The sequence below is a fragment of the Pseudolysinimonas sp. genome, from assembly GCF_049651805.1.
Classification (GTDB): domain Bacteria; phylum Actinomycetota; class Actinomycetes; order Actinomycetales; family Microbacteriaceae; genus Pseudolysinimonas_A.
In genome coordinates, this window is sequence record NZ_JBASCU010000047.1 from 1 (window position 1) to 24,186 (window position 24,186).

25 protein-coding genes are annotated in these 24,186 nt (G+C 70.7%); 7 read left to right on the top strand and 18 right to left on the bottom strand.

Features of this window, described 5'->3' with window-relative positions; translation table 11 throughout:
- Window positions 1-102: 102 nt before the first annotated feature.
- The 9 genes from WBL06_RS11420 to WBL06_RS11460 are packed head-to-tail and all read right to left on the bottom strand — an operon-like array spanning window position 103 to window position 6,159.
- Complete coding sequence (locus WBL06_RS11420; protein WP_424456168.1) at window positions 103-579, bottom strand: N-acetyltransferase family protein; 477 nt, start codon at window positions 577-579, stop codon at window positions 103-105.
- Complete coding sequence (locus WBL06_RS11425) at window positions 576-1,754, bottom strand: pyridoxal-phosphate-dependent aminotransferase family protein (RefSeq protein WP_424456170.1); 1,179 nt, start codon at window positions 1,752-1,754, stop codon at window positions 576-578. Before WBL06_RS11425 ends, WBL06_RS11420 begins: the two co-directional genes overlap by 4 nt.
- 47 nt (window positions 1,755-1,801) lie before the next feature.
- Window positions 1,802-2,062 (bottom strand): type II toxin-antitoxin system RelE family toxin, encoded by a 261-nt coding sequence (locus tag WBL06_RS11430; RefSeq protein WP_424456171.1) that lies wholly within the window; start codon window positions 2,060-2,062, stop codon window positions 1,802-1,804.
- Complete coding sequence (locus tag WBL06_RS11435; RefSeq protein WP_424456173.1) at window positions 2,059-2,319, bottom strand: type II toxin-antitoxin system Phd/YefM family antitoxin; 261 nt, start codon at window positions 2,317-2,319, stop codon at window positions 2,059-2,061. The genes WBL06_RS11430 and WBL06_RS11435 overlap by 4 nt, the downstream gene beginning before the upstream one ends.
- 57 nt (window positions 2,320-2,376) lie before the next feature.
- On the bottom strand, window positions 2,377-3,522 hold the full coding sequence (locus tag WBL06_RS11440) for an amidase family protein (RefSeq protein ID WP_424456175.1): 1,146 nt from the start codon (window positions 3,520-3,522) through the stop codon (window positions 2,377-2,379).
- A 10-nt stretch (window positions 3,523-3,532) separates the two neighbouring features.
- The gene (locus WBL06_RS11445; RefSeq protein ID WP_424456177.1) at window positions 3,533-4,228 is read right to left on the bottom strand and encodes an ATP-binding cassette domain-containing protein; all 696 of its coding nucleotides are present in this window, start codon (window positions 4,226-4,228) and stop codon (window positions 3,533-3,535) included.
- Window positions 4,225-5,034: an ABC transporter permease gene (locus tag WBL06_RS11450; protein WP_424456178.1), complete on the bottom strand. Its 810-nt coding sequence runs from the start codon at window positions 5,032-5,034 to the stop codon at window positions 4,225-4,227. Before WBL06_RS11450 ends, WBL06_RS11445 begins: the two co-directional genes overlap by 4 nt.
- Window positions 5,012-5,752 carry a molybdate ABC transporter substrate-binding protein gene (modA, locus tag WBL06_RS11455; protein ID WP_424456180.1) on the bottom strand — a complete coding sequence of 247 codons (741 nt, stop codon included), beginning with the start codon at window positions 5,750-5,752 and terminating at the stop codon, window positions 5,012-5,014. Before modA ends, WBL06_RS11450 begins: the two co-directional genes overlap by 23 nt.
- Window positions 5,749-6,159, bottom strand: a complete 411-nt coding sequence (locus tag WBL06_RS11460; protein WP_424456182.1) for a TOBE domain-containing protein — start codon at window positions 6,157-6,159, stop codon at window positions 5,749-5,751. The genes modA and WBL06_RS11460 overlap by 4 nt, the downstream gene beginning before the upstream one ends.
- A gap of 200 nt (window positions 6,160-6,359) precedes the next feature.
- On the opposite strand from WBL06_RS11460, the gene WBL06_RS11465 reads away from it, so the two are divergent.
- The 4 genes from WBL06_RS11465 to WBL06_RS11480 are packed head-to-tail and all read left to right on the top strand — an operon-like array spanning window position 6,360 to window position 10,023.
- Window positions 6,360-7,457 carry a ThiF family adenylyltransferase gene (locus tag WBL06_RS11465; protein ID WP_424456183.1) on the top strand — a complete coding sequence of 366 codons (1,098 nt, stop codon included), beginning with the start codon at window positions 6,360-6,362 and terminating at the stop codon, window positions 7,455-7,457.
- A 1-nt stretch (window position 7,458) separates the two neighbouring features.
- Window positions 7,459-8,649 carry a gephyrin-like molybdotransferase Glp gene (gene glp, locus WBL06_RS11470; protein WP_424456185.1) on the top strand — a complete coding sequence of 397 codons (1,191 nt, stop codon included), beginning with the start codon at window positions 7,459-7,461 and terminating at the stop codon, window positions 8,647-8,649.
- Complete coding sequence (gene moaCB / locus WBL06_RS11475) at window positions 8,646-9,617, top strand: bifunctional molybdenum cofactor biosynthesis protein MoaC/MoaB (RefSeq protein WP_424456187.1); 972 nt, start codon at window positions 8,646-8,648, stop codon at window positions 9,615-9,617. Before glp ends, moaCB begins: the two co-directional genes overlap by 4 nt.
- The gene (locus WBL06_RS11480; RefSeq protein WP_424456189.1) at window positions 9,610-10,023 is read left to right on the top strand and encodes a molybdenum cofactor biosynthesis protein MoaE; all 414 of its coding nucleotides are present in this window, start codon (window positions 9,610-9,612) and stop codon (window positions 10,021-10,023) included. The genes moaCB and WBL06_RS11480 overlap by 8 nt, the downstream gene beginning before the upstream one ends.
- Here the strand turns inward: WBL06_RS11480 and WBL06_RS11485 are convergent.
- The 4 genes from WBL06_RS11485 to moaA form a co-directional block, all read right to left on the bottom strand.
- On the bottom strand, window positions 10,020-10,595 hold the full coding sequence (locus WBL06_RS11485; protein ID WP_424456191.1) for a hypothetical protein: 576 nt from the start codon (window positions 10,593-10,595) through the stop codon (window positions 10,020-10,022). The genes WBL06_RS11480 and WBL06_RS11485 overlap by 4 nt on opposite strands.
- Window positions 10,592-11,074: a Cro/Cl family transcriptional regulator gene (locus WBL06_RS11490; RefSeq protein ID WP_424456192.1), complete on the bottom strand. Its 483-nt coding sequence runs from the start codon at window positions 11,072-11,074 to the stop codon at window positions 10,592-10,594. Before WBL06_RS11490 ends, WBL06_RS11485 begins: the two co-directional genes overlap by 4 nt.
- A 328-nt stretch (window positions 11,075-11,402) precedes the next feature.
- Window positions 11,403-11,639, bottom strand: a complete 237-nt coding sequence (locus WBL06_RS11495; protein WP_424456194.1) for a MoaD/ThiS family protein — start codon at window positions 11,637-11,639, stop codon at window positions 11,403-11,405.
- Window positions 11,632-12,699 (bottom strand): GTP 3',8-cyclase MoaA, encoded by a 1,068-nt coding sequence (moaA, locus tag WBL06_RS11500; RefSeq protein ID WP_424456196.1) that lies wholly within the window; start codon window positions 12,697-12,699, stop codon window positions 11,632-11,634. The genes WBL06_RS11495 and moaA overlap by 8 nt, the downstream gene beginning before the upstream one ends.
- Window positions 12,700-12,795: 96 nt before the next feature.
- Here moaA and WBL06_RS11505 point away from each other — a divergent pair, with 96 nt between their 5' ends.
- Window positions 12,796-13,953 carry a hypothetical protein gene (locus tag WBL06_RS11505; RefSeq protein WP_424456198.1) on the top strand — a complete coding sequence of 386 codons (1,158 nt, stop codon included), beginning with the start codon at window positions 12,796-12,798 and terminating at the stop codon, window positions 13,951-13,953.
- A gap of 25 nt (window positions 13,954-13,978) precedes the next feature.
- Here WBL06_RS11505 and WBL06_RS11510 read toward each other — a convergent pair whose 3' ends face one another.
- The 5 genes from WBL06_RS11510 to nirD all read right to left on the bottom strand — a co-directional run bounded on the left by WBL06_RS11510 (window position 13,979) and on the right by nirD (window position 20,311).
- Entirely contained in the window at window positions 13,979-15,559 is a 1,581-nt protein-coding gene (locus WBL06_RS11510) for an NAD(P)/FAD-dependent oxidoreductase (RefSeq protein WP_424456200.1), read from the bottom strand.
- Window positions 15,552-17,690, bottom strand: coding sequence for a molybdopterin oxidoreductase family protein (locus WBL06_RS11515; protein ID WP_424456202.1), 2,139 nt, complete (start codon window positions 17,688-17,690; stop codon window positions 15,552-15,554). Before WBL06_RS11515 ends, WBL06_RS11510 begins: the two co-directional genes overlap by 8 nt.
- The gene (locus WBL06_RS11520) at window positions 17,690-19,087 is read right to left on the bottom strand and encodes an MFS transporter (RefSeq protein ID WP_424456204.1); all 1,398 of its coding nucleotides are present in this window, start codon (window positions 19,085-19,087) and stop codon (window positions 17,690-17,692) included. The genes WBL06_RS11515 and WBL06_RS11520 overlap by 1 nt, the downstream gene beginning before the upstream one ends.
- A gap of 100 nt (window positions 19,088-19,187) precedes the next feature.
- On the bottom strand, window positions 19,188-19,928 hold the full coding sequence (locus WBL06_RS11525; protein ID WP_424456206.1) for a sirohydrochlorin chelatase: 741 nt from the start codon (window positions 19,926-19,928) through the stop codon (window positions 19,188-19,190).
- Window positions 19,925-20,311, bottom strand: a complete 387-nt coding sequence (nirD, locus tag WBL06_RS11530) for a nitrite reductase small subunit NirD (protein ID WP_424456208.1) — start codon at window positions 20,309-20,311, stop codon at window positions 19,925-19,927. The genes WBL06_RS11525 and nirD overlap by 4 nt, the downstream gene beginning before the upstream one ends.
- A gap of 180 nt (window positions 20,312-20,491) precedes the next feature.
- Here nirD and nirB point away from each other — a divergent pair, with 180 nt between their 5' ends.
- Both nirB and cobA read left to right on the top strand, forming a co-directional pair.
- On the top strand, window positions 20,492-23,095 hold the full coding sequence (gene nirB / locus WBL06_RS11535; RefSeq protein ID WP_424456210.1) for a nitrite reductase large subunit NirB: 2,604 nt from the start codon (window positions 20,492-20,494) through the stop codon (window positions 23,093-23,095).
- Complete coding sequence (gene cobA, locus WBL06_RS11540; RefSeq protein ID WP_424456212.1) at window positions 23,095-24,174, top strand: uroporphyrinogen-III C-methyltransferase; 1,080 nt, start codon at window positions 23,095-23,097, stop codon at window positions 24,172-24,174. The genes nirB and cobA overlap by 1 nt, the downstream gene beginning before the upstream one ends.
- Window positions 24,175-24,186 lie beyond the last annotated feature (12 nt).

Here is a 24,186-nt window from a genome sequence, read left to right on the forward strand (position 1 = left end):
AGTGAAGAGAGCGGGGACCCCTACCCCGATTCACTCCCCGAGACGATCCGACCCCTCCCTGACTTTCAGCGGAGGCGCGACGGTCTCCCGGCGCGGTGAGGCTCACCGCACCATGCGGATGGCGGCCATGTTCTCCCAGTCGTGCTCGATCTTGCGGGTGCCATCGGCGACGAAGCCGTTGCGGCGATAGAAGGCGAGCGCTCGGGGGTTGTCTTCGGCGGTCCAGAGGTACGCCGGGCGGTCTCCCACTGCCGCGTCGAGGAGCGCCTGGCCGGTGCCCGAGCCGTGGGCGCGGGAGTACTGGTAGATGTGGAACAGGCCCCAGTCACGGGGCGCGTTCTCATCGTCGGGCGGCGGGCCGGCGAGGGCATAGCCGACGACCTCGCCGTCGAGTTCGGCGACGACGGTGACCGTCTTGCGGGCACGCCCGAGGGCGTCGCGGAGGCGCTCGGCGTCGTCCGTCAGATTGGCAAGGAACTCGGGGGTCAGCAGGTGTGCGTAGGCCTCGCGCCAGCCAGTGTTGCGAATATCGACGATGGCGTCGGCATCCTCGGGGACGGCGGGACGAACGGTGATCATCCCTCAGTCTGCAACGCGTCGAGTGCGGCGTCCACTGCCGCGCCCTGCGGCACGGAAACTCCGGCCCGCCGCAGCACCTGCTCGAGCGCCGCGAGGGTGGTGAGCACGGCATCCTTGCGGGCGTTGTAGCCCATCACCCCGACCCGCCACACCTTGCCGTGCATCGGCCCGAACGAGGTGCCGATCTCGATCCCGTAGTCGGCGAGCAGCGTCGCCCGGATGCCGTCGGGCTCGACGCCGTCGGGAATGCGCACGGCGACGATGTTGTTCATGCGCACGCTCTGGTCGCCGAACAGGGTCAGCCCCATCGCGACAAGCCCGGATGCCATGGCGGCGCCGTGCACGCGGTGGCGGTCGACGGCGTTCTCGACGCCCTCCTCGAGCAGGATGCGGGCGCACTCCCGCGCCCCGTAGAGCATTGTCGTGGCTTCGGTGTGGTGGTTGTGCCGGGTCGGACCCCAGTAGTCGAGGATCTGAGCGAGGTCGAAGTAGTTGCTGCGGATTGTCGCCCCGCGCGACCGGATCACCTCGACCGCGCGCTCGGACAGGGTGATCGGCGACGACCCGGCCGGCCCGGCGAGACACTTCTGCAGGCCGGCGGTGGCGGCATCCACGCCCCAGGCGTCGGCGAGGAACGTGTTGCCGCCGAGGCTGGCCGTCACGTCGGTGTACAGCAGCGCGCCGTGCTTCGCGGCGAGCGCGGCGAGTTCCTCCAGGGGCTGCGCGACCGTCGTCGACGTGTCGCCGTGCACGATCGCGAGCAGCTTCGGCTTGACCTCGCGCAGCGCCGCCTCGATCTCGCCGACCGTGAAGACGCTGCCCCACTCGCGTTCGATGACGTGAACCTCGGCGCCGCAACGTTCCGCGACATCGCGCAACAGTTGCCCGAACCGGCCGAAGATCGGAACCAGCACCTTCTCGCCCGGCGCGAGCAGGCTCACGAAGGCCGCCTCGATGCCCGCGCGCGCGGTGCCGTCGACGAGCAGCGTGGCGTCGTTGCGGGTCTGGAACACCCCGCGGTACAGCTCCTGCACCTCGGCCATGTAGCCGGTCATCGCCGGGTCGTACTGACCGACGAGCTGCGCCGACATCGCCCGCAGCACCCGCGGATCGGCGGTGATCGGCCCCGGCCCCATCAGCAGGCGCGCGGGCGGGTCGATCTGGTTCACGGTCACCCCCTCAGGATGCCATCCCTGGTGTGACGGATGGCTTCCCGGGCTGGTCAGGTTCGGTAGATTTCGCGCCGATGACCAGCATCAACGACGACCACGACGAGCACGCCGTCGTCGATGCGATAGAGAACCCGGTAGTCACCGGTGCGCACCCTCCACTCCGGGCGTGCGACCAGACGCTTCGCCGCCGGCGGATGCGGATCGTCAGCGAGCAGATCGATGACCGCCTGGATGCGACGCTTCGCCTCGGGGGGCAGCTTGCGGATCGCTCGCACCGCCGGGGGCAGCACCTCGACCCGATAGCGGGTCATGCCAAGCCGAGATCGCGCTTGACGTCCTCCCAAGGAATCGGAGTCTCGCCCAGGCGATCTGTCTCCTCCCAGGCCGCATCGACCGCGCGGATATCAGCCAGCTCCTCGGCGTCGCTGAGCAACTGCTGCAGTTGGTCGACTTCGACGATCGCGGCGACGGCCCGGTCGCGGCGCGTCAGATAGACGGGTTCGCGATGGGAGTCATCCACGAGGGCGGCTAACTTCCGGCGGGCATCGGTGATCGTCACTTCGCTCATGCCGATCAGACTAGCGCGAAAATGTACGAGACGTACATTTTCAACGAGAGTGGCGGCTTACGCCACGAAGAAGCCCGCAAGGTCGATGAGGCCGAGATCGCCGCCGCGCGGACCCACCAAGCACAGCCCGACCGGTGCCGGTAGCCGCAGGGCCGGAACACTCAAGGCCGGTCGCCCCGTAATGCCGGCAATCGCGGTGAGGCGCAGCGTCGCGCCACGGACGGCATCTAGAACGGCAGGCTTCGCCGTGAGCGCAGGCGCTCCCGACGATGCCGACGGGACGAGCAGGATGCGGTCGCCCAGGATGTCGTCGAGTCTCGCGCGATGGGTGGCGAGATCCGCCCGTGCTGCGACCTCCTGTGCAGGGGTGACCGACGCGGCGAAGCCGAAACGGTCGCTCGTGCCGGGGCCGACGGCATCCGGATGGCCAGCGACCCACTCCCCGTCAGAGCGCCACGCCTCTGCCGCCTGGGTCACTCGGAATGCCTCGAACATCGCGTCGGCGTCGCCGAGATCAATCGTCTCCACCTCGAATCTCGCGATGGCAGCGGCGAACGCCTCGCGCACGCCCGGTTCGGCCAACGCGACAAGCGCAGGGTCGACGACGAATCGAGCGTCGACGACGAATCGCCCCGGATGTGGCGTCTTGCCCAACACGACCTCGGCAACCGTGCGCAGGGTCACCGGGTCGCGGGTGAGCCAGCCGACGGAGTCGAAGGTCGGCGCGAGCGGCCAGACGCAATCCAGCGACACCGCTCCGTGGGTGGTGCGCAGCCCCCACAACCCCTGATACGACGCCGGAACCCGCACCGAGCCGGCGGTGTCGGTGCCGAGCCCGATGCTCGCCTCGCCGAGGGCGACGGCGGAGGCAGGTCCGCTGGAGGAGCCGCCGGGCAGCCCGCCGGCCACGGCGGGGTTCGGCGGGGTTCCGTAGTGCGGGTTTGCGCCCTGGATCGAGTACGCGAATTCGTCGGTCTGCACGATCCCGGCGACGTCGGCGCCGGCATCCAGTAGTTGCTGCACCGCCGGCGCGGTGCGGGTCTCGGCCGCCGCCTCGGCGAGGAAGGTCGGGTTGCCGGCGCCGACCGCGAAGCCTTCGACCGCGTACAGGTCTTTGACGGCGACCGTTTCACGGTGGAGCGGGCCGTCGGGCGCGCCAGCGACGAGTGGTGTGCCGTGCTCGCGCCAGACCGAGGTGTTCATGACCCTCACGCTACCGACCGGTGAACCGCGCCACCCAGGGCGTGGCGGGTGCCGCTGCCAGTTCGGCCAGCGCGCCGTGTTGCACGACGGCCCCCCGCTCGAGCACGAGCACCTCGTCGCAGAGGGCCGCGACGTCTTCGCGGTCGTGGGTCACCACGACCGCGGGGCCGCCGAACTCACGAAGGTGACGAGTGAGGTCGGCCCGCACGGCATCCCGGATCTCCACGTCGAGCGACGCCATCGGCTCGTCGAGCAGCAGCACCGCGGGCTCGGCGGCCAGGGCCCGCGCGAGGGCGACGCGTTGCGCCTGCCCACCCGAGAGGGCATTCGGATGCCGCTGCGCCAGCTCCGTCAGGTCGAAGCGGGTCAGCCACGGGTCGGCTTTGGCCCGCGCGGCGGCACGGCCACCCCCGGAGACCCTGGCCGCGAAGGCGACGTTGTCTCTCACGGTCAGGTGCGGGAAGAGCAGGAAGTCCTGGAACACCAGGCCGATACCTCGGCGATCGGCGAGCCGCGCGTGCAGGTCGGTGTCGCCCAGGCGGATCGCGCCGGTCGCATCGACGAGCCCGGCGATCGCCGCGAGGACGCTCGACTTGCCCGCCCCGTTCGGCCCGACGATGCCGAGCACCCGGCCCGCGGGCACCTCGAAGGCGGCGCGAACGTCGAACGCCTCGCGCGGCACCGTGAGATCGACGGAGAGGCTCATCGCACCACCCCCGGCAACCAGCGGTCGCGCAGCGCGAGCAGCACGACGAGCGACACCGCGAGCAACACGAGGGCGAGGGCTACGCCTGCGTCGGGGTCGGAGTTCATCGCCAGATACGACGCGATCGGCAGCGTGCGCGTCACCCCGGGGAACGACCCGGCGAACGTGATCGTCGCCCCGAACTCGCCGAGCGCGCGCGTGAAGCACAGCACGGCGCCCGCGGCGACGCCGGGGGCGACGAGCGGCAGGGTGACGAGCCGGAAGGTCTGCGCCGGGGTCGCGCCGAGGGTCGCGGCGGCGAGTTCGCTGCGCCGGTCGGCGGAGCGCAGCGCCCCCTCGACGGCGAACACCAGGAACGGCATCGCCACGAAGGTCTGCGCGATGACGACGGCTCCCGTCGTGAACGGGATCGTGACGCCGACCTCGGCGAGCCACTGCCCCACGATGCCGCGGCGCCCGAGCAGCAACAGCAGCGCGATGCCGCCGACGACCGGCGGCAGCACGAGCGGGATGGTGATCGCCGCGCGCAACAGGCGCCGGGGCACGAGGTTCCAGTGCACCGAATGCGACAGCAGCACCGCGATCGGGATGCCAAATACCAGGCACACGACGGTCGATGCGGCGGCGGTGCCGAGCGAGAGCCCCAGCGCCTGCAACACCGCTTCGCTGACCAGTAGGTCGGGCAGCGCGGCCCACGGTGCGCGCAACAGCAACCCGAGAAGCGGCAGCACGAGCAACCCGAGCCCCGCCGCCGCGAGAATCGCGACGACCGGCCCTGTGCGGTTACGGCGCGACGAAACCGGCACGCTCGAACACCTCCCGGCCATCGGCCGACCGCAAGTAGTCGATGAACTGCTGCGCGGCATCCGGATTCGCGGCGGCGGACAACACCGCGACCGGGTACCGGTTCACCACCTGATCGGCGAGCGGGATCTCGATCCCCTCGATCGTCTCCCCCGCGGCGAGAACATCGGTGCGATAGACGAGGGCCGCATCCACTTCGCCGAGCGCGACTTTGGTGAGCACCGCCCGCACGTCGTCTTCGAAGGTGTCGATGGAGGCGGCCACCCCCGCGAGTTTCAGCAGCGAGACGGCGGCCGATCCGCACGGCACCGAGGGGTCGCAGAGGGCGACGACCAACGACGGGTCGGCGAGGTCGGTGAGACTCGCGACATCCCCGGGGTTGCCGGCCGGCACGACGAGCTCAAGGGTGTTGGCGAGGACGACCTCGGGGGCGGACGCCAGCCCGGCGTCGACGACCGTCTGCATCGTCGACTCGTCGGCAGCGAAGAACACATCGGCGGGGGCACCCGACACGATCTGCTCGGCCAGCGCCGAACTGCCGCCGTAGCCGACGCTGACCTCGATGCCGGGGTGCGAGGCCTCGAACGCGACGGCCGCTTCGTCGAGGGCATCCGTGAGGGATGCCGCCGCCAGCACTGTCACGGTCGTCGACGGGGGCGCGGCGCAGCCCGCGAGCAGGGCGACCGCCGCCGCCACGGCGAGCAGCCTTCGCACGGTCATCCCTCCGGCGGCGTCTCGACGCTCACGACGGTGGCCTTCGCGCTCGCGACGGCCAGCATCCCGGGCTCGAGCCCGAGGTCGTCGGCGGCCTCCCGCGACATCAGCGACACCAGGCGGAACGGGCCGGCTTGGATCACGACTTGCGCCATCACGCCGTCTTTCACGACCTCGGTGACGATGCCGGTGAAGCGGTTGCGGGCGGAGGCCTTCGCGAGCGGGAACGCCGCGGCGAGAGCGGATGCCGCCTCCGGCTCGCGCAGGAGTGGCAGCAGGTCGCGCCCGGCGATCGCCTGGCGGCCGGTTTCGCCCTTGCGAATGCGCAGCTTCCCGGCGTCGCCCCAGCGCCGCACGGTGTCGTCGCTCACCCCGAGCAGCGCCGCCGCCTCTTTCACCGAGAACTGGTTCACGCTCGCCTCCGCAGTTACGTCTCTGGTGGCCCAGATTACCCGCGTTTGCGGTTGCTTGATGCCCGGCCGCTCTCCCCGAACGTGCGCGGATCAGGAAATCCGACCTCGGGGGAGCGGATTCGCGCCACCATCCGACGTCATCCTGATCCGCGCAGGGGCGGGCACCGGCACACGGCGCCCTCGCCTGGAAGAATCGACCCATGCCCCTCGATCCCGCGTCGCCGCGATTCGCGCGCCAGCGGATCCTCGCGGGGTTCGGTGACGGGCAAGTGGCTCTCGCGGGGGCGCACGTACTCGTGATCGGGGCGGGCGGCCTGGGCAGCGCGGTGTTGCCGCTGCTCGCGGCGGCCGGGGTCGGCATCCTCACCGTCGTCGACGACGACACCGTCGCGGAGTCGAACCTGCACCGGCAGACGCTGCACACCGGCGGCGACCTGACCCGCAACAAGGCCGCGTCGGCCGCCGAAGCCCTGCGGTCTCTCTCCCCCGACGCCGAGATCCGCGCCGTCGAGACGCGGTTCGAGGCCGGGAAGACCTTCGACCTGCTGCTCGACGTCGACGTGCTCGTCGACGCGACCGACAACCCGGCCACCCGCTATCTCGCGAACGACGCCGCGACGATCCGCGGCATCCCGCTGGTCTGGGGTTCAGCGCTCGCCTACGCGGGCCAGGTCGGCGTCGCCTGGGACGAGAAGGGCGTCGACTACCGCGACCTCTTCCCCGAAGACCCCCGTGGCGGCGAGACCGGCGACACCTGCGACGTCGTCGGGGTGCTGCCCAGCGTCTGCGGAGTGATCGGGGCGATGATGGCATCCGAGGTGCTGAAGCTGCTCACCGGCGTCGGGGAACCGCTGCTCGGCCGGGTCGCCGCGTACGACGCCCTCACCGGCCGCACCCGCGAGATCGAGTACCGCCGCGATCCCGAGGCCCCGCGCCCGGGGTCGCTCGAAGAGAGGACCGCTCCCCCCGTGGAGGCACCCACCCGCACCATCACGCCCGAAGAGCTGCGCGACGCCCTCGCCGGCCCGACGCCGCCGGTGCTCCTCGACATCCGGGAGCCCTGGGAGGCCGAACTCGTGCAGATCCCGGGGTCGGTGTTCATCCCGATGAGCCACATCCCGGAGCGCGTCGGCGAACTCGACTCCGACGTCGAAACCGTCGTCTACTGCCACCACGGCGTCCGTAGCGCGCGGGTGCTCGAATACCTCGAGCAGGTCGGGTTCACCGAGGCCCGCCACCTCAGCGGCGGCGTCGACGCCTACGCCGCGAAGGCCGACGCCTCGCTCGCGCGGTACTGACGTGGCCCGCACCCCGGTCGCCGAGCACGAGGGTCGCGTGCGCGCGCTGCTCGCGCCGCTGCGCACCCGGGATGCCGAGACGGTTCCCGTCGCCGCAGCACTCGGCCGGGTGCTGGCCGGCGCGGTGCTCTCGCCGATCGACCTGCCGCCGTTCCGCAACTCGCAGATGGACGGGTTCGCGGTGCTCGCCTCCGACCTCGCGGCCGGCCTGCCGCTTCCGATCGCGGGCGAGGTCGCGGCGGCCGCCGGCACGCCCGACCCGCTCGTGCCCGGAACGGCGGTGCGCATCATGACGGGGGCGCCGATTCCGGCGGGGGCGGATGCCGTGGTGCCGGTCGAAGACACGGTCGTCTCCGTCGACGCGATGGTGACGATCGCATCCGATTGGGCGGCAGGGGCGTACGTGCGCGACGTGGGCTCCGACCTGAAGGCGGGAGCGCAGTTGCTGCCAGGTGGAGTGCGGCTCGCCTCACGCCACCTCGCGGCCCTCGCCGCCGCGGGCATCACCGGGGTCGCCGTCTCCTCGCGCGTGCGCATCGCGGTCATCTCGACCGGCAGCGAACTCGTCGCGCCGGGTGAGGCGCTCGGGCCCGGGCAGATCGCCGACTCCAACGGCACCGCGCTCGTGGCTGCGGCCCGGGATGTCGGCGCCGAGATCGTGCTCGAAGGCCGGGTTGTCGACGACCACGAGGCGTTCGAGGCACTGCTGGTCGCGGCGATCGCGGCGGATGCCGAACTCGTGCTGACCAGCGGCGGGATCTCGCAAGGCGAGTACGAGGTCGTGCGCGAGACGCTCGAGCCACGCGGGGCACTCGTCGACGTGCTGGCGATGCAGCCCGGTGGCCCGCAAGCGATCGGGTCGTTCGACGGCATCCCCGTCGTGTGCTTCCCGGGCAACCCGGTGTCGAGCCAGCTCTCGTTCCTGCTCTTCGTCGAACCGCTGCTGCGCGAGATCGCGGGGCTACCCGATCGCATCCGCGTCACCCGGGTGCTCGACGCTCCCGTCACGTCGGTCGCCGGCAAACGGCAGTTCCTGCGCGGCCGCGCACTGCCCGACGGTCGGGTCGAAACCCTGGGCGGCCCGTCGTCGCACCTCGTCGCCGCGCTGGCCGCTGCGGATGTGCTGCTCGACATCCCCGAAGACGCCACCGAGCTAGCAGCGGGCGCGACTGTGGAAACCTGGGAGCTATGAGCGAACACGGTGCCTCCGAACTGAGCCACCTCGACGCGGAGGGTCGCGCGCACATGATCGACGTGGGCGGCAAGGCCGTCACGCGCCGGGTCGCCGTCGCGGCCGGGCGGCTCGACACGACAGCGGAGGTCGTCGCACTCGTCATCGCCGACGGGTTGAAGAAGGCCGACGCCCTCGCGACCGCGCGCATCGCCGGCATCCAGGCCGCGAAGCGCACGTCGGAACTCATCCCGCTGGCGCATCTGCTGCCGCTCGAGTCGGTGACGATCGAGTTCGAGCCCGCCGAGGCATCCATCGGCATTCGCGCGACGGTCGCCGTCAGCGCCAAGACCGGCGTCGAGATGGAGGCGCTCACGGCCGTCGCCGTCGCCGGTCTCGCGCTGCACGACATGATCAAGGCCGTCGACCCCGCGGCGGTGCTCGGCGACATCCGCCTCGTCGAGAAGACCGGCGGCAAGAGCGGTCACTGGACCCCCGACTCCCCCGCCCCCCAAGCGCCCGGCACGGCGGTCGTCATCGTCTCGTCGACCGGCGCGGCGGCGGGCACCCGGGAGGACCGCACGGGTCCGGTGATCGTCGACTGGCTGCGCGCGCACGGCTACTCCGCCGAGGATGCCGTGGTGGTCGCGGACGTCGACATCGAGGGCGCTCTCGGCGGCGCCGTCGCGGGGTCACCCGCCCTCATCATCACGACGGGCGGCACCGGCATCCACCCCCAGGACCGCACCCCCGAGGCGACTCGTACGGTGCTCGACCGCGAACTGCCCGGAGTGGCCGAGGCGATCCGCGCGGCGGGGCGCGCCGTCACCCCGACCGCAGCACTCAGCCGCGCCCTCGCCGGTATCGCGGGAAACACGATCGTCGTCAACCTGCCCGGATCACCAGGCGGCGTGAAAGACGGCCTCGCAGTGCTCGAGACTCTGCTGCCCCACCTGCACGACCAGATCGCGGGGGGCGGCCATGAGTGAGCCGGTCGCCCTCGTCGTCGACGGACCCGTAGACCGCGCCTGGCTCGAACAGCAGGTGCTGACGGATGCCGACGGTGCGCTGGTCGTGTTCGAGGGCGTCATCCGCGACCACGACCACGGCGCCGGGGTGTCGAGCCTCGACTACCAGGCGCATCCTGACGCCGAGCGGTTCCTCGCCGACGTCTGCGCCGAGGTCGCCTCCGCCGCTGGCCTGCGGGTCGCCGCGGCGCACCGCATCGGGCACCTCGAGATCGGGGATGTCGCCCTCGTCGCCGTGGTCGCCGCCCCGCACCGCGCGGAAGCCTTCGCCGCGTGCGCGAAGCTCGTCGACGAGATCAAGCAGCGCGTGCCCATCTGGAAGCGCCAACACCTCGCCGACGGCCCCTCGGAGTGGGTCGGCCTCTAGGACCCACCTTCGAGTCGGATAGTCGGCGGTTGGCTCATGGCAGGCGGTGGCATTTCAAGTGCACGTTCGACCATCCTCAACGCGCGATCGCTCAGGGAGTCGCCCGGGTAGAACGACTCGAAGAGTTCCTCAGCCTCGCGAACACCGCTGATCCCGGCGATAGCCACGAGCCGAGCAATGTCCTTATCGTCGCGACCCGGGCGATTCGCACGCAGCTTCATCGCAAGCAATGTGTCGACGGGCGCTATCTGCACGACGACGCCATCGCGGTCGTAAACGGTCTCCCAATCGATCATTCGACCCCAAACGGGGACATACTTCCGCGCCTCTTCGTTGAGCCAGTCGCCGGGTAGGCCATTCCCTTCCGCAACACGCCTCACCGCTTCGCCCAGTAACTCGTCGTCGCCAATCGTCATTGCGTCGATGTCCGTCGTGGTTGCCCGCTCGAAGTATCGGAGAGCTAGGGCTGCACCTCCGACGATCCTGACGCTTGTGTTCGCTCCGAGCCCACGGAGTTCGTCCACCAGGAGGCCCAGGTAGCGTTCCAGGTCGTCTCGCGAGAACGTGCTCACGCGCTCGCCAACGTGTCGCGGTCGATCAGCACACGTCGCTTGAGAAAGGGTTCGGGGACTCGAGCCTCATCTGGCGAGTCAGCAAACCCTCGCTCACCGAAGGTCCACCGATGACTGAGAAACTTCGCGGAGTCATCGACCCACCGGGGTGACGGCAGCCCGACCTCCGCCAGGCGGAACTCGATAAGTCCTGCGATCGCGGCGTCCCAATGCTTCAAGCCAGTCGGCTCAGGCTCGGCGATGGACAAGGCGAACCGGATCTCCGGCGCCTCGGCCGCAAGGTTGTCGTTCAGTTGGATGAAGAGACGAAGCGCCCTTTCGTGATCGCCCTCATCGAGGGCTTCACGGATCCGCAAGGTGATAGTGGCCGCATCGTCTCTGACCGTCGGAACGGCGATGAGTCGATGACCGGCGCCTCGCAAGATACGTTCCACCGTTTCGTAGAGCGGCGCTGACTTCTCACCCTCGATCTGTGACAACTGCGACTGCGTGACACGTGCACGCTGCCCTAGCTCCCGCTGCCCGAGCCGTCGCCTGCGGCGCGCGCTCCGAACTACGTCTGCAGCAGTCATATTTCCACCTCCATGATTCCCTGCAATGAATCATAGAACATGAAACTCATAAAGACCTAGAAGCAGAAAGACCTAGAAGCAGGAAGAGGAAGACGAAGAGGAAGACGAAGACGAAGACGAAGACGAAGACGAAGAGGAAGACGAAGAGGAAGAGGAAGAGGAAGAGGAAGACGACGGTCTTCTCGGCCGGTGAGTTGTAAGTTCCAACCCCACTCGACGCCCCACCTGCTGGGATCTACCCCCCGGAGAACGGTGGCAGCACGTCGACCTGGCCACGGAGCGCGCGGGCGGGGTCGCGGGTAACGACGCCGTCGACCAGGAATGAACCCTTGGCGAGCACGGGTGCCAGGGCCGGGTAACTCGCGAGGAGGGTGTCGTGGAGCTCGCCGACGGTGGATGCCGTGAGCAGTTCCTCGTCGCGGCCGGCGGCTTCCGCGGCGGCGGCGAAATAGCGCACCAGCACTTCAGCCACCGATCGCGCCCATCGAACGCTCGGGGCGGATGAAGTCGTCGGCGTCGATGCCGTGCCCGGCCTGCTTGTTCCACATCGCGCCACGCCAACGCATCGCGATCTCGGCATCCGTCGCCGTTCCGCGCAGCAGGGCACGCAGGTCGGTCTCGTCATCGCCGAACAGGCACGAGCGCACCGTGCCTTCTGCCGTCAGCCGCGTGCGGTCGCAGGCCTCGCAGAACGAGCGCGTGACGGAGGCGATGATGCCGACCGTCGCGGGTCCGTCGTCCACGAGCCAGTCCTCGGCGGGCGCCGACGGATCATCCCGGCCCGCGGGCGTCAGGGTGAACCGGCGACCGAGTTCCTCGAGCAATTCCTCGGCAGACACCAGGTTGTCGCGACGCCAGGTCTCATCGGCATCCAGCGGCATCTGCTCGATGAAGCGCAGTCGCACGTCGTTGTCGAGCGCCCAGGCGAGCAGGTCGCCGGCATCCGGCAGGGTCTCGCGCAGCGCGACCGCGTTGATCTTGATCGGACCGAGTCCGGCGGCCCGCGCGGCGTCGAGCCCGCGCAGCACTGCGGGAAGCCGGTCGCGGCGGGTGACGGCGGCGAAGTGCTCGCGGTCGACCGTGTCGAGCGACACGTTGATGCGGGTCAGCCCGGCGGCAGCGAGCGCCGCCGCCTTGCGGTCGAGGCCGATGCCGTTCGTGGTCATCGCGAGCGGGATGCCGGGGGCGATATCCGAGGATGCCCGGATGATGTCGACGAGGTCGGGCCGGGTAAGGGGCTCGCCGCCGGTGAAGCGCACCTCGCGAACACCGAGGTCGTGCACCGCGATGCCGACGAGTCGCCCGATCTCATCCGCCGACAGGAGGTCGCGCATCGGAATGACGGGCAGCCCTTCCGCCGGCATGCAGTAGGTGCAGCGCAGCGAGCACGCGGAGGTGATCGAGATCCGCAGATCGCGGGCCACGCGACCGAACCGGTCGAGCAGATCGGCGGTGTCGGGGCGCCCCGCCAGCGACGGCGACGCGGCTGGATCGCGGCGCAACGTCGGGATTCCGAGGGCGACGGGCGGCATCCCCCCAGCCTACGGCGCGGATAATCGGTGTCGTCGGCCAAGTGAGGTTGACTTGGCTTGCCGTCGATCGGACCGCGGTCGACACAGGGAGGTCGGATGCGCCAGCGTGCACAACGCAAAGCGATGCGACGCCGGGTCGCCGCAGTCGCTCTGGCGAGCCTCGCTCTGGCGCTGACGGCGTGTGCGACCGGCGAGGCCGGCGGCACCGGTCTGATGCGTGCCGGATGCCCCGCCGAGATCCGCATCCAGACCGATGACCTTCCTCGCGTCGAGTGGGGGTTCCTCTACGGGCTGCTCGACCGCGACCAGCTGCGCACCGGGTACGACTCGGTGACCGCTCCTCTGCTCGTGGATGGCGAGCCGTCGGGTTCGAACCTGAGGATCTTCGTCGCCGATCCCGACGACGGTGTAGCCGCCAACATCCAGCTGCACGACGACGACCGGTTCCTGCTGGGCGCCGTCGACACCGATGTGGCCTTGCTCGACGCGGGGCGGTTCCCGACAGTCGGCGTCTTCGCGCCCCTGCGGCGCAGTCCGCGTCTCGCCTATTGGGATGCCTCGGTCTACCCCGAGGTTCCGACGGTGCAGCAACTCGGCGACCGGCTGGTGCCCGACGGCTCGGGGCTCGTGCCCTTCGTCACGACGCCGGGCGACCCGTTCGCGTCGTACGGAGTCGGCGCCGGTGTGGTGACCGCCGAGCAGCTCGTCACCGAACCGCCGCCGAGCGTTCAGGGTCTGATCGACGCCGGCGGCATCCCGGTTCACCTCGGCGACGTCTTCACCGACCCGTACCGGTTCGAGGTGCTCACCGAGACACCCGAGGCGTTCGGCTCGCACCTGCTCGACGATTCGGGCTACCAAAGTGACAGCGGAGTGCTCTCGGCCACGCCGCAGACGCTGGTGCGCTACGCGGACTGCCTCACGATGCTCGTGCCGATCCTGCAACAGGCACTCGTCGACTACCTCGACGATCCGGATGAGACGAACGCGCTGCTCGTCACCCTGTCGGCGAAGTTCGGCGACGACAGGTATGACGCCGACGCGGTGGCCAGGGCGTTCCAGATCCTCGAAGGCGATCATTTCGCGGGCAACGGTCGCGACGGCACGATCGGCGATATCGACCTGGGCCGCCTGCGCGACCTCTTCGAGACGGCGGGCCGGGCGTGGCGAGAGGCCGGAACCCCGGTGCCCCAAGGAGTCGAGCCGGACAGCATCGTCACCAACCGGTTCATCGACCCGTCGATCGGGCGCTGACGCCCGACTCCCGCGGTGGCGCGGATCAGGTCGTGACGGCGACCTCGAGCAGTTCGGCGATGCGGCCTCGGCAGCCCCCGCATCCGGTACCGGCACGCGTGGCCGCGCCGATCCCGGCGACGGTCGGCTCGCAGGTCTTCGCGGCCTCGAGGATCCTCTCCCCCGTGACGCCGTTGCACCAACACACCGTCGCGCTCGGGCTGAAGCCCCCTTCGATCTCGGCCAAGCCGTCGGGACCGTCGAAGCGCAGCAGCACAGAGGCGTCGGACGGGATCTCGCTGCCTCGCTCGAACAGCAGAGTCAGCTCGGCAGCCGTGCGCGGCATCCCCACGCTGACGAATCCGGTGAGCACGCCGCCGTCGGCGACGAGTTTCACGTAGCGACCGTGCGCCGGGTCGGCCCACTGGGCGACGGTTCGTCCCCCGCCGCAGCCGGGTTCGTGGGCTGACGGGTCGTCGTCCCACGGGTCGGGCGTCACGTCGCCCGCCGCCACCAGGTCGACACCCTCCGACTTGAGCATCACGAGCGGCGGCTTCTCCTCGACGGCGGGCGCGACTTCGCTGCCGCTGAGTTCGGCGGCGAACCGCTGGGCGAGCCACTCGGCCTGCCGCCACCCGGCACCGATCAGCCCGCTCGGCGCCCCGCGCGGCGTACCCCGTCCCGCCGGGTCGGCGACGTGCGCGCAATCGCCGATCGCGTAGACGTCGGGGTCGCCCCAGGATCGCAGCTCGGCATCGACGAGCACGCCTCGGGCCACCGGCAGCCCGGCGATGCCGGCGAGCTCGGTGCGCGCGGCGACCCCGCAGGAGAGCACGAGCAGGTCGCCGCGGATGATCTTGCCGTCGGCACAGACGAGCGCATCGAACCGCGCGCGCCCCTCGTCATCATGGGAGAGCAGCAGCGACTCGGCGCGGGTGTGCGCGATCGTCGCGACCCCGGCTCGGCGCGCGGCGGAGGCGAGCACGGTGCCAGCGCCGCGATCGAGCTGGCGTTCCATCGGCACGGCGCCGTGATGCACCACGCAGGCCTCCGCCCCGCGGGCGACGGCGGCGAGCGCGAACTCCATGCCGAGCACCCCGGCGCCGAGTACGACGATCTTCCCGCCGGCCTCGACCGTCTCGCGCACGCGCTCCGCGTCGGCGAGGTCGCGCAGCACCGTGACCCCGTCGGGGAACGGCACGCCCTGGGAGTCCAAGAGGTGCGCATCCTCAGGCGGGATGAGCCCCTCCCGGCGGATGCGGCGCACCCCGTCGAGGGTCGGCACGAACGCCCGGGCCCCGGTCGCGAGCACGAGCCGGTCGTAGGGCCGCTCGGTGTCGTCAGAGAGCCGCACGGTGCGGCGCGAGCGCAACAGGGCACGCACCGTGGTGCCGGTGAGCACCTCGACCCCGTCGGCGCGCAAGTCGTCGGCGGCCGACACGGTGAGCGACTCCCGGTCGACCGACCCCACGGCGTACTCCGAGACGAGCACGCGGTTGTAGGCGTCGGCATCCTCGGCCCCGACGACGGTGAGGGCGACCGCGCCGCTGCGCACGAGGGGCAGCAACTCTTCGGCGAAGCGGGCCCCGACCGGGCCGAAGCCGACGAGAACGACGCGCTCAGGCATCCAGCACCTCCATGATCGGCCCCTCGACGCTCGGGGCCTCGACGCGGCGCATCCGCACCACGGTGCGTTTGAACTCGGGCATGCCCGAGATGGGGTCGGTGTCGGATCGGGTCACCAGGTTGGCGCTTTCGGAGTCGGGATAGTGGAACGGCAGAAAGACGGTGTCGTGACGGATGTCGGGGCTGAGCCGCACGACCGCGCGCACCCGGCCGCTCGGGCTGGTCAGTTCGGCGAGGTCGCCGTCGGCGAGGCCGAGACGTTCGGCGGCGACCGGGTGGAGTTGGGCTTCCGACTGGGGCCGCTGCTCGGCGAGTTCCGGCACCCGGCGGGTCTGCGTGCCCGACTGGTAGTGCTCGAGCAGCCGCCCGGTGATGAGGGTGAGCGCGCCGTCAACGGCCGCCGGCCCCGGAGGCGTCACCGGTTTCACGCTCACCAGCCGGGCTCGGCCGTCGTCGTGGGCGAACCGGTCGAGGAACAGCCGGGGGGTGCCGGTGCTGCCGACCGGGTAGGGCCAGTGCACGGCGGCGCCCGAGTCGAGCAGGGCGTAGTCGATGCCGGAGTAGTCGGCGGGGCCGCCCGCGGATGCTCGGCACAGTTCGTCGAACACCGCTTCGGCGTCGAGGTCGTAGCGGCCGGGAGCGTCGAGTCGCCGGGCCAGTTCGCTCAGAATCCAGAGTTCGTCACGAACCCCGGCCGGCGGCTCGACGGCGCGGCGGCGACGCAGCACGCGGCCCTCGAGGGATGTCATCGTGCCCTCCTCTTCGGCCCACTGCGGCACCGGCAGCACGACATCGGCGAACTGCGCCGTCTCGGAGAGGAAGAAATCGCACACGACGAGCAGGTCGAGGGCCTTCAGCCCGGCGCGCACCGACCCGGCATCCGGAGCCGACACGACGACATTGGAGCCGTGCACGAAGAAGGCACGGATGCCGTTGGGCGTGCCGAGCGCGGCGAGCAGTTGCACAGCCGGGAGGCCGGGGCCGGGAATCACGGCGGGGTCGACACCCCACACGCCGGCGACATGCCGTCGAGCCGCCGGGTCGGTGATCTTGCGGTAACCGGGCAGCTGGTCGGCCTTCTGCCCGTGTTCGCGCCCGCCTTGGCCGTTGCCCTGGCCGGTGAGGGTGCCGTAGCCGGAGTGCTCGGTGCCGACGAGCCCGAGCAGCAACGAAAGGTTGATGGCCGCGGTCGCCGTGTCGGTGCCGTCGGCGTGCTGTTCGACGCCGCGGCCGGTGAGCACGTACGCACCGTCGGCGGCGGCGAGTTTGCGGGCCACCGCGCGGATCGTCGCGACCGGCACCCCGGTGACGCTCTGCACGCGTTCCGGCCACCAGGCGGCGACATCTCTACGGATGCGGTCGAGGCCGAGAGTGCGCGCGGCGAGATAGTCGAGGTCGGCGAGCCCGTCGGCGAGCACCACGTGGCACAGCCCGAGCAGCAGCACGAGGTCGGTTCCGGGCGCGGGCTGCACGTGCATCCCGCCGCCGTCGTCGGTAAGCCTCGCGGTGGCGGTGCGTCGGGGATCGACGACGATGAAGCCGCCGCGGCCGCGCACGCCTTCGAGGTGGCCGATGAACGGCGGCATGGTCTCGGCAACGTTCGAGCCGAGCATCAGCACGACGTCGGCGTCGTCGAGCGCGTCGACCGGGAACGGCAGCCCGCGGTCGACGCCGAAGGCCCGCATGCCCGCTGCCGCCGCCGACGACATGCAGAACCGGCCGTTGTAGTCGATCCGCGAGGTGCCGAGCGCGAGCCGCGCGAACTTGCCGAGCTGGTAGGCCTTCTCGTTGGTGAGCCCGCCGCCGCCGAACACGCCGATCGCGTCGGCGCCCGACTCCTCGCGGATGTCGTGCACGCGCGCCGCGATGAGGTCGAGCGCTTCCTCCCAGGTCGCTTCGCGGAAGGTGCCCGTGGGCGTCTTCAGCAAGGGCTGGGTGACCCGGTCACCGGAGGAGATGAGTTCCGCGGCCGTCCAGCCCTTCTTGCAGAGCCCGCCGCGGTTGGTCGGAAAGTCCCGCCCGCTGATGGTCACATCCACCGGGGTCGACGACACCGTCAGCGTCATCGCGCACTGCAGGGCGCAGTACGGACAATGCGACGCGGTGTCGACCCCGGTGGATGCGACGCGCATCAGACGCGCTGCCCCAGCTTGCTGCCGCGGCGCATGTAGAAGAACAGCGTCATCGCGATGAATACCACGTAGGCGCCGACGAAGCCGTAGATGGCCGTCGCGTAGCTACCGGTCGAGCCCAGCGATGCGCCGAGCACCTGCGGAATGATGAACCCGCCGTAGGCGCCGATCGCCGAGATAATGCCGATCGCCGCGGAGGTCTTGCGCACCGTGCCGACGTCGCCGGAGTTGTTGTGCGCATCCGCCACTCCGCTGCGGGCCGAGAAGATGCTCGGGATCATGCGGTAGGTCGATCCGTTGCCGATTCCGGTCGCGGCGAAGATGAACAGGAACACTCCGAGGAACAGCCAGAAGTTGGCCAGCGGCAACGTCAACACGACGGCGAGGGCACCGACCGCCATGGCCGTGAAGGCGAAGACGGTGATCTTGGCGCCGCCGAACCGGTCGGCGAGCTTGCCGCCGAAGGGCCGCGACACCGATCCGACGAGCGCGCCGAGGAAGGCGAGCGTGATCCCGGCCGCCCCGATCTGGAAGTTCGAGAACTCGGGGAACTGCGTCGAGATGACCTTCGGGAACACGCCCGCGAACCCGATGAACGACCCGAAGGTGCCGATGTACAGGATCGACATGATCCAGGTGTGCGGGTCGCGCAGTGCCGCCGCCGACGCCGCGAAGTCGGCCTTCGCGTTCGACAGGTTGTTCATGAACTTGTAGGCGCCGAAGATCGCGATGAGGATGAACGGGATCCAGAACCAGCCGGCCAGCGCGATGTTCTTCGTCGCCCCGATGGCGCCGATCGTGATGACGATCGGAACGACGATCTGAGCCACCGAGACACCGATGTTGCCGCCCGCCGCGTTGAGCCCGAGCGCGTAGCCCTTCTCGCGCTGCGGGAAGAAGAAGTTGATGTTCGACATCGACGAGGCGAAGTTGCCGCCCCCGAAACCGGCGAGCGCCGCGATGAACAGCATCACGCCGAACGGCGTCTCGGGGTTGCTCACCGCGAACCCGAGCGAGATCGCCGGGATCAGCAGAAGTGCCGCCGAGATGATCGTCCAGTTGCGGCCCCCGAGCTTCGGCACGAGGAACGTGTAGGGAAGGCGCAGGGTCGCGCCGACGAGCGCCGGCATCGAGATGAGCCAGAAGGTCTGTCCGATGTCGAAGGTGAACCCGGCGGCGGGCAGCTGCACGACGACGATGCTCCAGAGCTGCCAGACGATGAAGCCGAGGAATTCGGCGAAGATCGACCAGCGCAGGTTGCGTTGGGCGATCGGGCGGCCCTCGCCCTCCCACTGAACGTGGTTCTCGGGGTCCCAGTTGTCGATCCAGCGGCCGGGGCGGTGAACGAGAGCCGGGGCGACGGTGGTCGCCGACACGGCTTCAGGTGCGGAGGTCATGACGGTCCTTTCAGAAAGCTGAGGGGCAGGATGCGGTCGACGCTAGCCACGCGGTGTTTCGGCGACGGTCGAACGCAGTTACCACCTCGTCAACACCTCGTCACACCCGCGCAGCCGCGTCGAGAGGGGTCGGTAACACGCCCGACACATGAGCCTCCCGGTAGCGCTCGAACACGACATCCACGAGTTCGTCGGGCACGGTTTCGCCGTCGAGGAGCAACGGCGGGGTCGTGATGTCGCCGCCGGCCGCCGCCGCGAGGTCGGCGAAGTAGCCGGGTGCGAGCAGATAGGTTGCGACGATGACACGGGTCGCGCCGCCCGCCCGCGCCTGCGCGATTGCCTCCGGAAGCGGCGGTTGCGCCGCCGAGATGAAGGCGGCGGTCACGTCGCGACCGAGGCGGCTGCCGAGGGCGTCGGCCATGGCGCGACAATCGTCGACCGCCCGGGCGTCGCTCGAACCGGCCGCGGCGAGCACGATTTCGTCGTCGGGCTCGAGAGGGTGGGCGCGCAGCCGCCGCTCGAGAAGGGATACCAGGCGCGGATCGGGTCCGAGAGCCGCCGCGACGGTGACCTGGGGATTCGGCGCGGCACTCGCCACCCGGGCGAGGTCGACACGCACGTGATATCCGGCGGAGAGCAGCAGCGGCACGATGACGACGGAGTCTGCGGCGACCGAGGTGAGCACCGCCGGCACGTCGGGCTGCTGCACATCGACGAACGCCTCGACGACGGAGATCTCGGGAGCGCGCACGGCGACGGCGACGACGAGGGCGGCGACGGCCCGCTGACCGGCGGGGTCGCTCGTGCCGTGGGATGCGGCCACCAGCACCGGAGCGGTCACCCGCCACCTGCCGGAACGAGCACTTCGACGCGGCCGTCGACGATGCGCACCGGGTAGGTACCGAGGCCCGGGCCTGCGGCACCGAGCCGTTCACCGGTCGCGAGGTCGTACACCTCCTTGTGGAGGGGCGACGCGATCGTCGGGCGGTCTCCGCGAGATCCCACGATGCCGCGCGACATCACCTGGGCGTCGGCGACGGGATCGAGGTTGCCGACCGCGAACAGCCGGTCGTCGGGCAGACGCACCACGGCGACCTGGTGCCCGGCGACGAGCGCCGCCTCGCCCCAGAACGGTTCGAGTTCGGCGAGCGCGCAGACATCCATCCAGGCGGAGTCGGACGCGACGATGGCCACTTCGGGGGCGGCATCCTCCAGGGTCTTCACGCGAGGAGCCTAGGGACGGCTCATTTCGGACAGTCGCGCGCACCGTGTCGAACGTGTGACAGCTGCCTCACAGTGCACCGCATCGGCGGTGAGGTCGCAGTCACACACTGTTACACGCGTGCAATGGCGGGGAAACGCGAGCCACCTACCGTTGGCCCCATACCCCGGACGAGGAGTTGTATGAGCCCGCGCACCAGCACCCTGCGACGCGTCGTCGTCGTCGGCGGTGGGCCCGCGGCTCATCGGCTCGCCGACGCGATCGCCGCCCGGGACGCCGTCGATGGCTCGATCGATCTCGACCTGACGGTGATCGGCGACGAGTCGCACCTGCCGTATGACCGGGTCGCCCTCTCCCGCCGACTCGACGACTCGGCCGCCGACCTCACGCTCGCCGACGGCTCCGTGTGGACCCGCGACGGCATCCGCTACCGAGGCGGCAGCGCCGTCGTCGCGATCGACGCGGACGCGCACACCGTGCGGCTCGCCGACGGCGAGACCGTCGGCTACGACGACCTCGTGCTCGCAACCGGGTCGTGGGCGACGGTTCCCGACATCCCGGGGGCGAACGCCGGCCGGGTCTACCGCACGATCGACGACGTCGACGCGATCGTCGCCGAACTGGGCGACCTGCGCGAGACCCTGGGGCGCGCACCGAACGTCGTCGTCGTGGGTGGCGGGCTGCTCGGCCTCGAAGCTGCCGGCGGCATCGCCCGACTCGGGGGGCGGGTCACGGTCGTGCATTCGGGCGGCTGGCTCATGTCGGCCCAGCTCGACGAAGGCGCGGGCCAGGCGCTCGGGCGGCTGATCCGCGCGCAACACATCGAGCTCGCGCTCGGCACCCGGCCGAGCGAGGTCACGCTCACGCCGTCGGGTCGCGTCATCGGAGTCACCCTCGGCGACGGCCGGGCCCTGCACGCCGACCTCGTCGTCTTCGCGATCGGCATCACCCCGCGCGACGAACTCGCTCGCGCCGCCGGGCTCGAGATCGGCCCGCGCGGCGGGGTCGTCATCGATGCCGCCTGCGCGTCGTCGGTGCCTGGCATCTGGGCGATCGGCGAGGTCGCCAGCATCGACGGCGTGTGCGTCGGACTCGTGGCCCCCGCCAACGCGATGGCCGAGGTCGTCGCCGACCGCCTCTCGGGCGGAGCCGCCGAGTTTCCCGGCATCGACGACGCCACCAAGCTCAAGCTCTCCGGTGTCGAGGTCGCGGCTTTCGGCGACGCCCGGGCCACCTCGCCCGGCGCCCTCGAGGTCGTCTATGCCGACCCGGCCCGTGGCCTGTACCAGAAGATCGTCGTCTCCGACGATGCGACGACGTTGCTCGGCGGCATGTTCGTCGGCGACGCCGCCCCCTACACCTCGCTTCGTCCGCTGCTCGGCCGCGAGCTTCCCGCCGAGCCCGGCGCCTACCTCGCCGCGGCCGGGTCCGAGCCGCCCGCGGGCGGCGACCTGCCCGACGACGCCCCGCTGTGCTCGTGCAACAACGTGTCGGTCGGTGCCGTGCGCACGGCAGCCAGCGGCGGTCACGGGGCTCACGCGGAGGCGTGCACCGACCTCGGCGCACTCAAGGCCTGCACCCGCGCCGGAACCCAGTGCGGCTCGTGCGTGCCGCTCGTCAAGAAGATCCTCGAAACCGAGCTGACCCGCGCCGGCATCGAGGTGTCGCGTGCCCTGTGCGAGCACTTCGGGCTCAGCCGCAGCGAACTCTTCGAGTCGGTGCGCATCCTCGAACTCACCTCGTTCGAGCAGATCATGGAGCGCTTCGGTACCGGATACGGCTGCGATATCTGCAAGCCCGCGGTCGCGTCGATCCTCGCCAGCCAGCACTCCGAGTACATCCTCGACGGCGGCCGCGGTGCGCTGCAGGACACCAACGACCGGGCGCTCGCCAACATGCAGAAGGACGGCACCTACTCGGTCGTGCCGCGCATCCCGGGCGGCGAGATCTCCCCCGAGAAGCTCCGGGTGATCGCCGAAGTCGCCGCGCAGTTCGACCTGTACACGAAGATCACCGGCGGCCAGCGCATCGACATGTTCGGCGCGCGGCTCGAGCAGCTGCCCGACATCTGGCGCATCCTCGTCGACGCCGGCTTCGAGTCGGGCCAGGCGTACGGCAAGTCGCTGCGCACCGTGAAGTCGTGCGTCGGGTCGACGTGGTGCCGGTTCGGGGTTCAGGATGCCGTGGGCATGGCGATCGAGCTCGAGCTGCGATACCGGGGGCTGCGGTCGCCGCACAAGCTCAAGTTCGGCGTCTCCGGCTGCGCGCGGGAGTGCGCCGAGGCGCGCGGCAAAGACATCGGCGTGATCGCGACCGACACCGGCTGGAACCTCTACGTCGGCGGCAACGGCGGCTTCCAGCCGGTGCACGCCGAACTGCTCGCGCAAGACCTCGACCACGACACCCTCATCCGCTACATCGACCGGTACCTGATGTACTACATCCGCACCGCCGACCGCCTGCAGCGCACGGCGCGCTGGCAGGAGGAGCTCGACGGCGGGCTCGAGCACGTGAAAGCCGTCGTCGTCGAGGACAGCCTGGGCATCGGCGCCGACCTGGAACGCGCGATGGCCGAACACGTCGACAACTACGAAGACGAGTGGGCGGCGACCCTCGCCGACCCGGAGCGGCTGCGCCGGTTCCGGTCGTTCGTCAACGCACCCGAAACCGCCGACCCGTCGGTCGTGCAGGTGCGCGAGCGCGGGCAACCGCGGCCCGCCCGCCCCGACGAGCGCGAAGCGGTGCTCATCGCCGGGTCCACCATCCCCATGCGGGGGGCCGACTGATGGATCTCGACCTCGACCTCACGGGCCGCACCGCCCTCGTCGTCGGCGGGGCGGCATCCGCTCGCCTTGCCGTCGCGCGGTTCGTGCACGCGGGCGCGGCAGTGTCGCTCGCCGCCACCGATCCGGCAGACGCCGACGTCGCAGGGTGCCAGCTCGTCGCCCGCCCGAAACACCTCGCCGGCTGGCGCGACCTCGTCGACGGGATCGACCTCGTCGTGCTCGTCGACGCCGACGCCGACGAGCAGCGGATGATCCGCGCCGCCGCCGGTCGTCGCACCTGGATCGTCACCGAGACCCCCGCCCCGGTCGCACCGATCGGAACCGTGACCCTCATCGGCGGCGGCCCCGGCGACGACGGGCTGCTGACTCTCGCGGGCCGCGACGCGCTCGCGGCGGCCGACGTCATCTACGTCGACCGGCTCGCTCCGCAGCAACGGTTGCGCGAATTCGCCCCCGGCGCGGAGATCGTGGATGTCGGCAAGACACCCGGGCACCACGCCATCCCGCAACGCGAGATCGAACGCCTCATGGTCGCGAGTGCCCTGGAGGGCCGCACCGTCGCCCGCCTCAAGGGCGGCGACCCGTACGTGTTCGGCCGCGGCGGCGAAGAGGTCGCCGCCTGCCGCGCAGCCGGGGTGCCCGTCACCGTGATCCCCGGGGTGACCAGTGCCATCGCAGTGCCCGCAGCCGCCGGCATCCCGGTCACCTACCGCGAACTCAGCCGCATGTTCACCGTCGTCTCGGGACACGCGCCGCTCGACGACGCCCAGCTCGCCCACCTCGCCGGTCTCGGCGGCACGATCGTCGTGCTCATGGGAGTCAGCAACCTGCCGCACCTGACCGCCGGGCTGGCCCGCTTCGGGATGGCCGCTGACATGCCACTCGCGATCATCGAACGCGGCACCCAGCTATCGCAGCGCACCACCGTCACCACGGTCAGCGAGGCGACCGAGCTGAGCGCCCGGCTGCGGGTCGCGTCACCCGCCGTCATCGTCGTGGGCGAAGTCGTACGCTTGATGCACCACGGCGACGACGCCGACCGGATCTCCCGGGACGTGATCGCCCTCGCCGGCGAGTAGCACCGTTCCGCC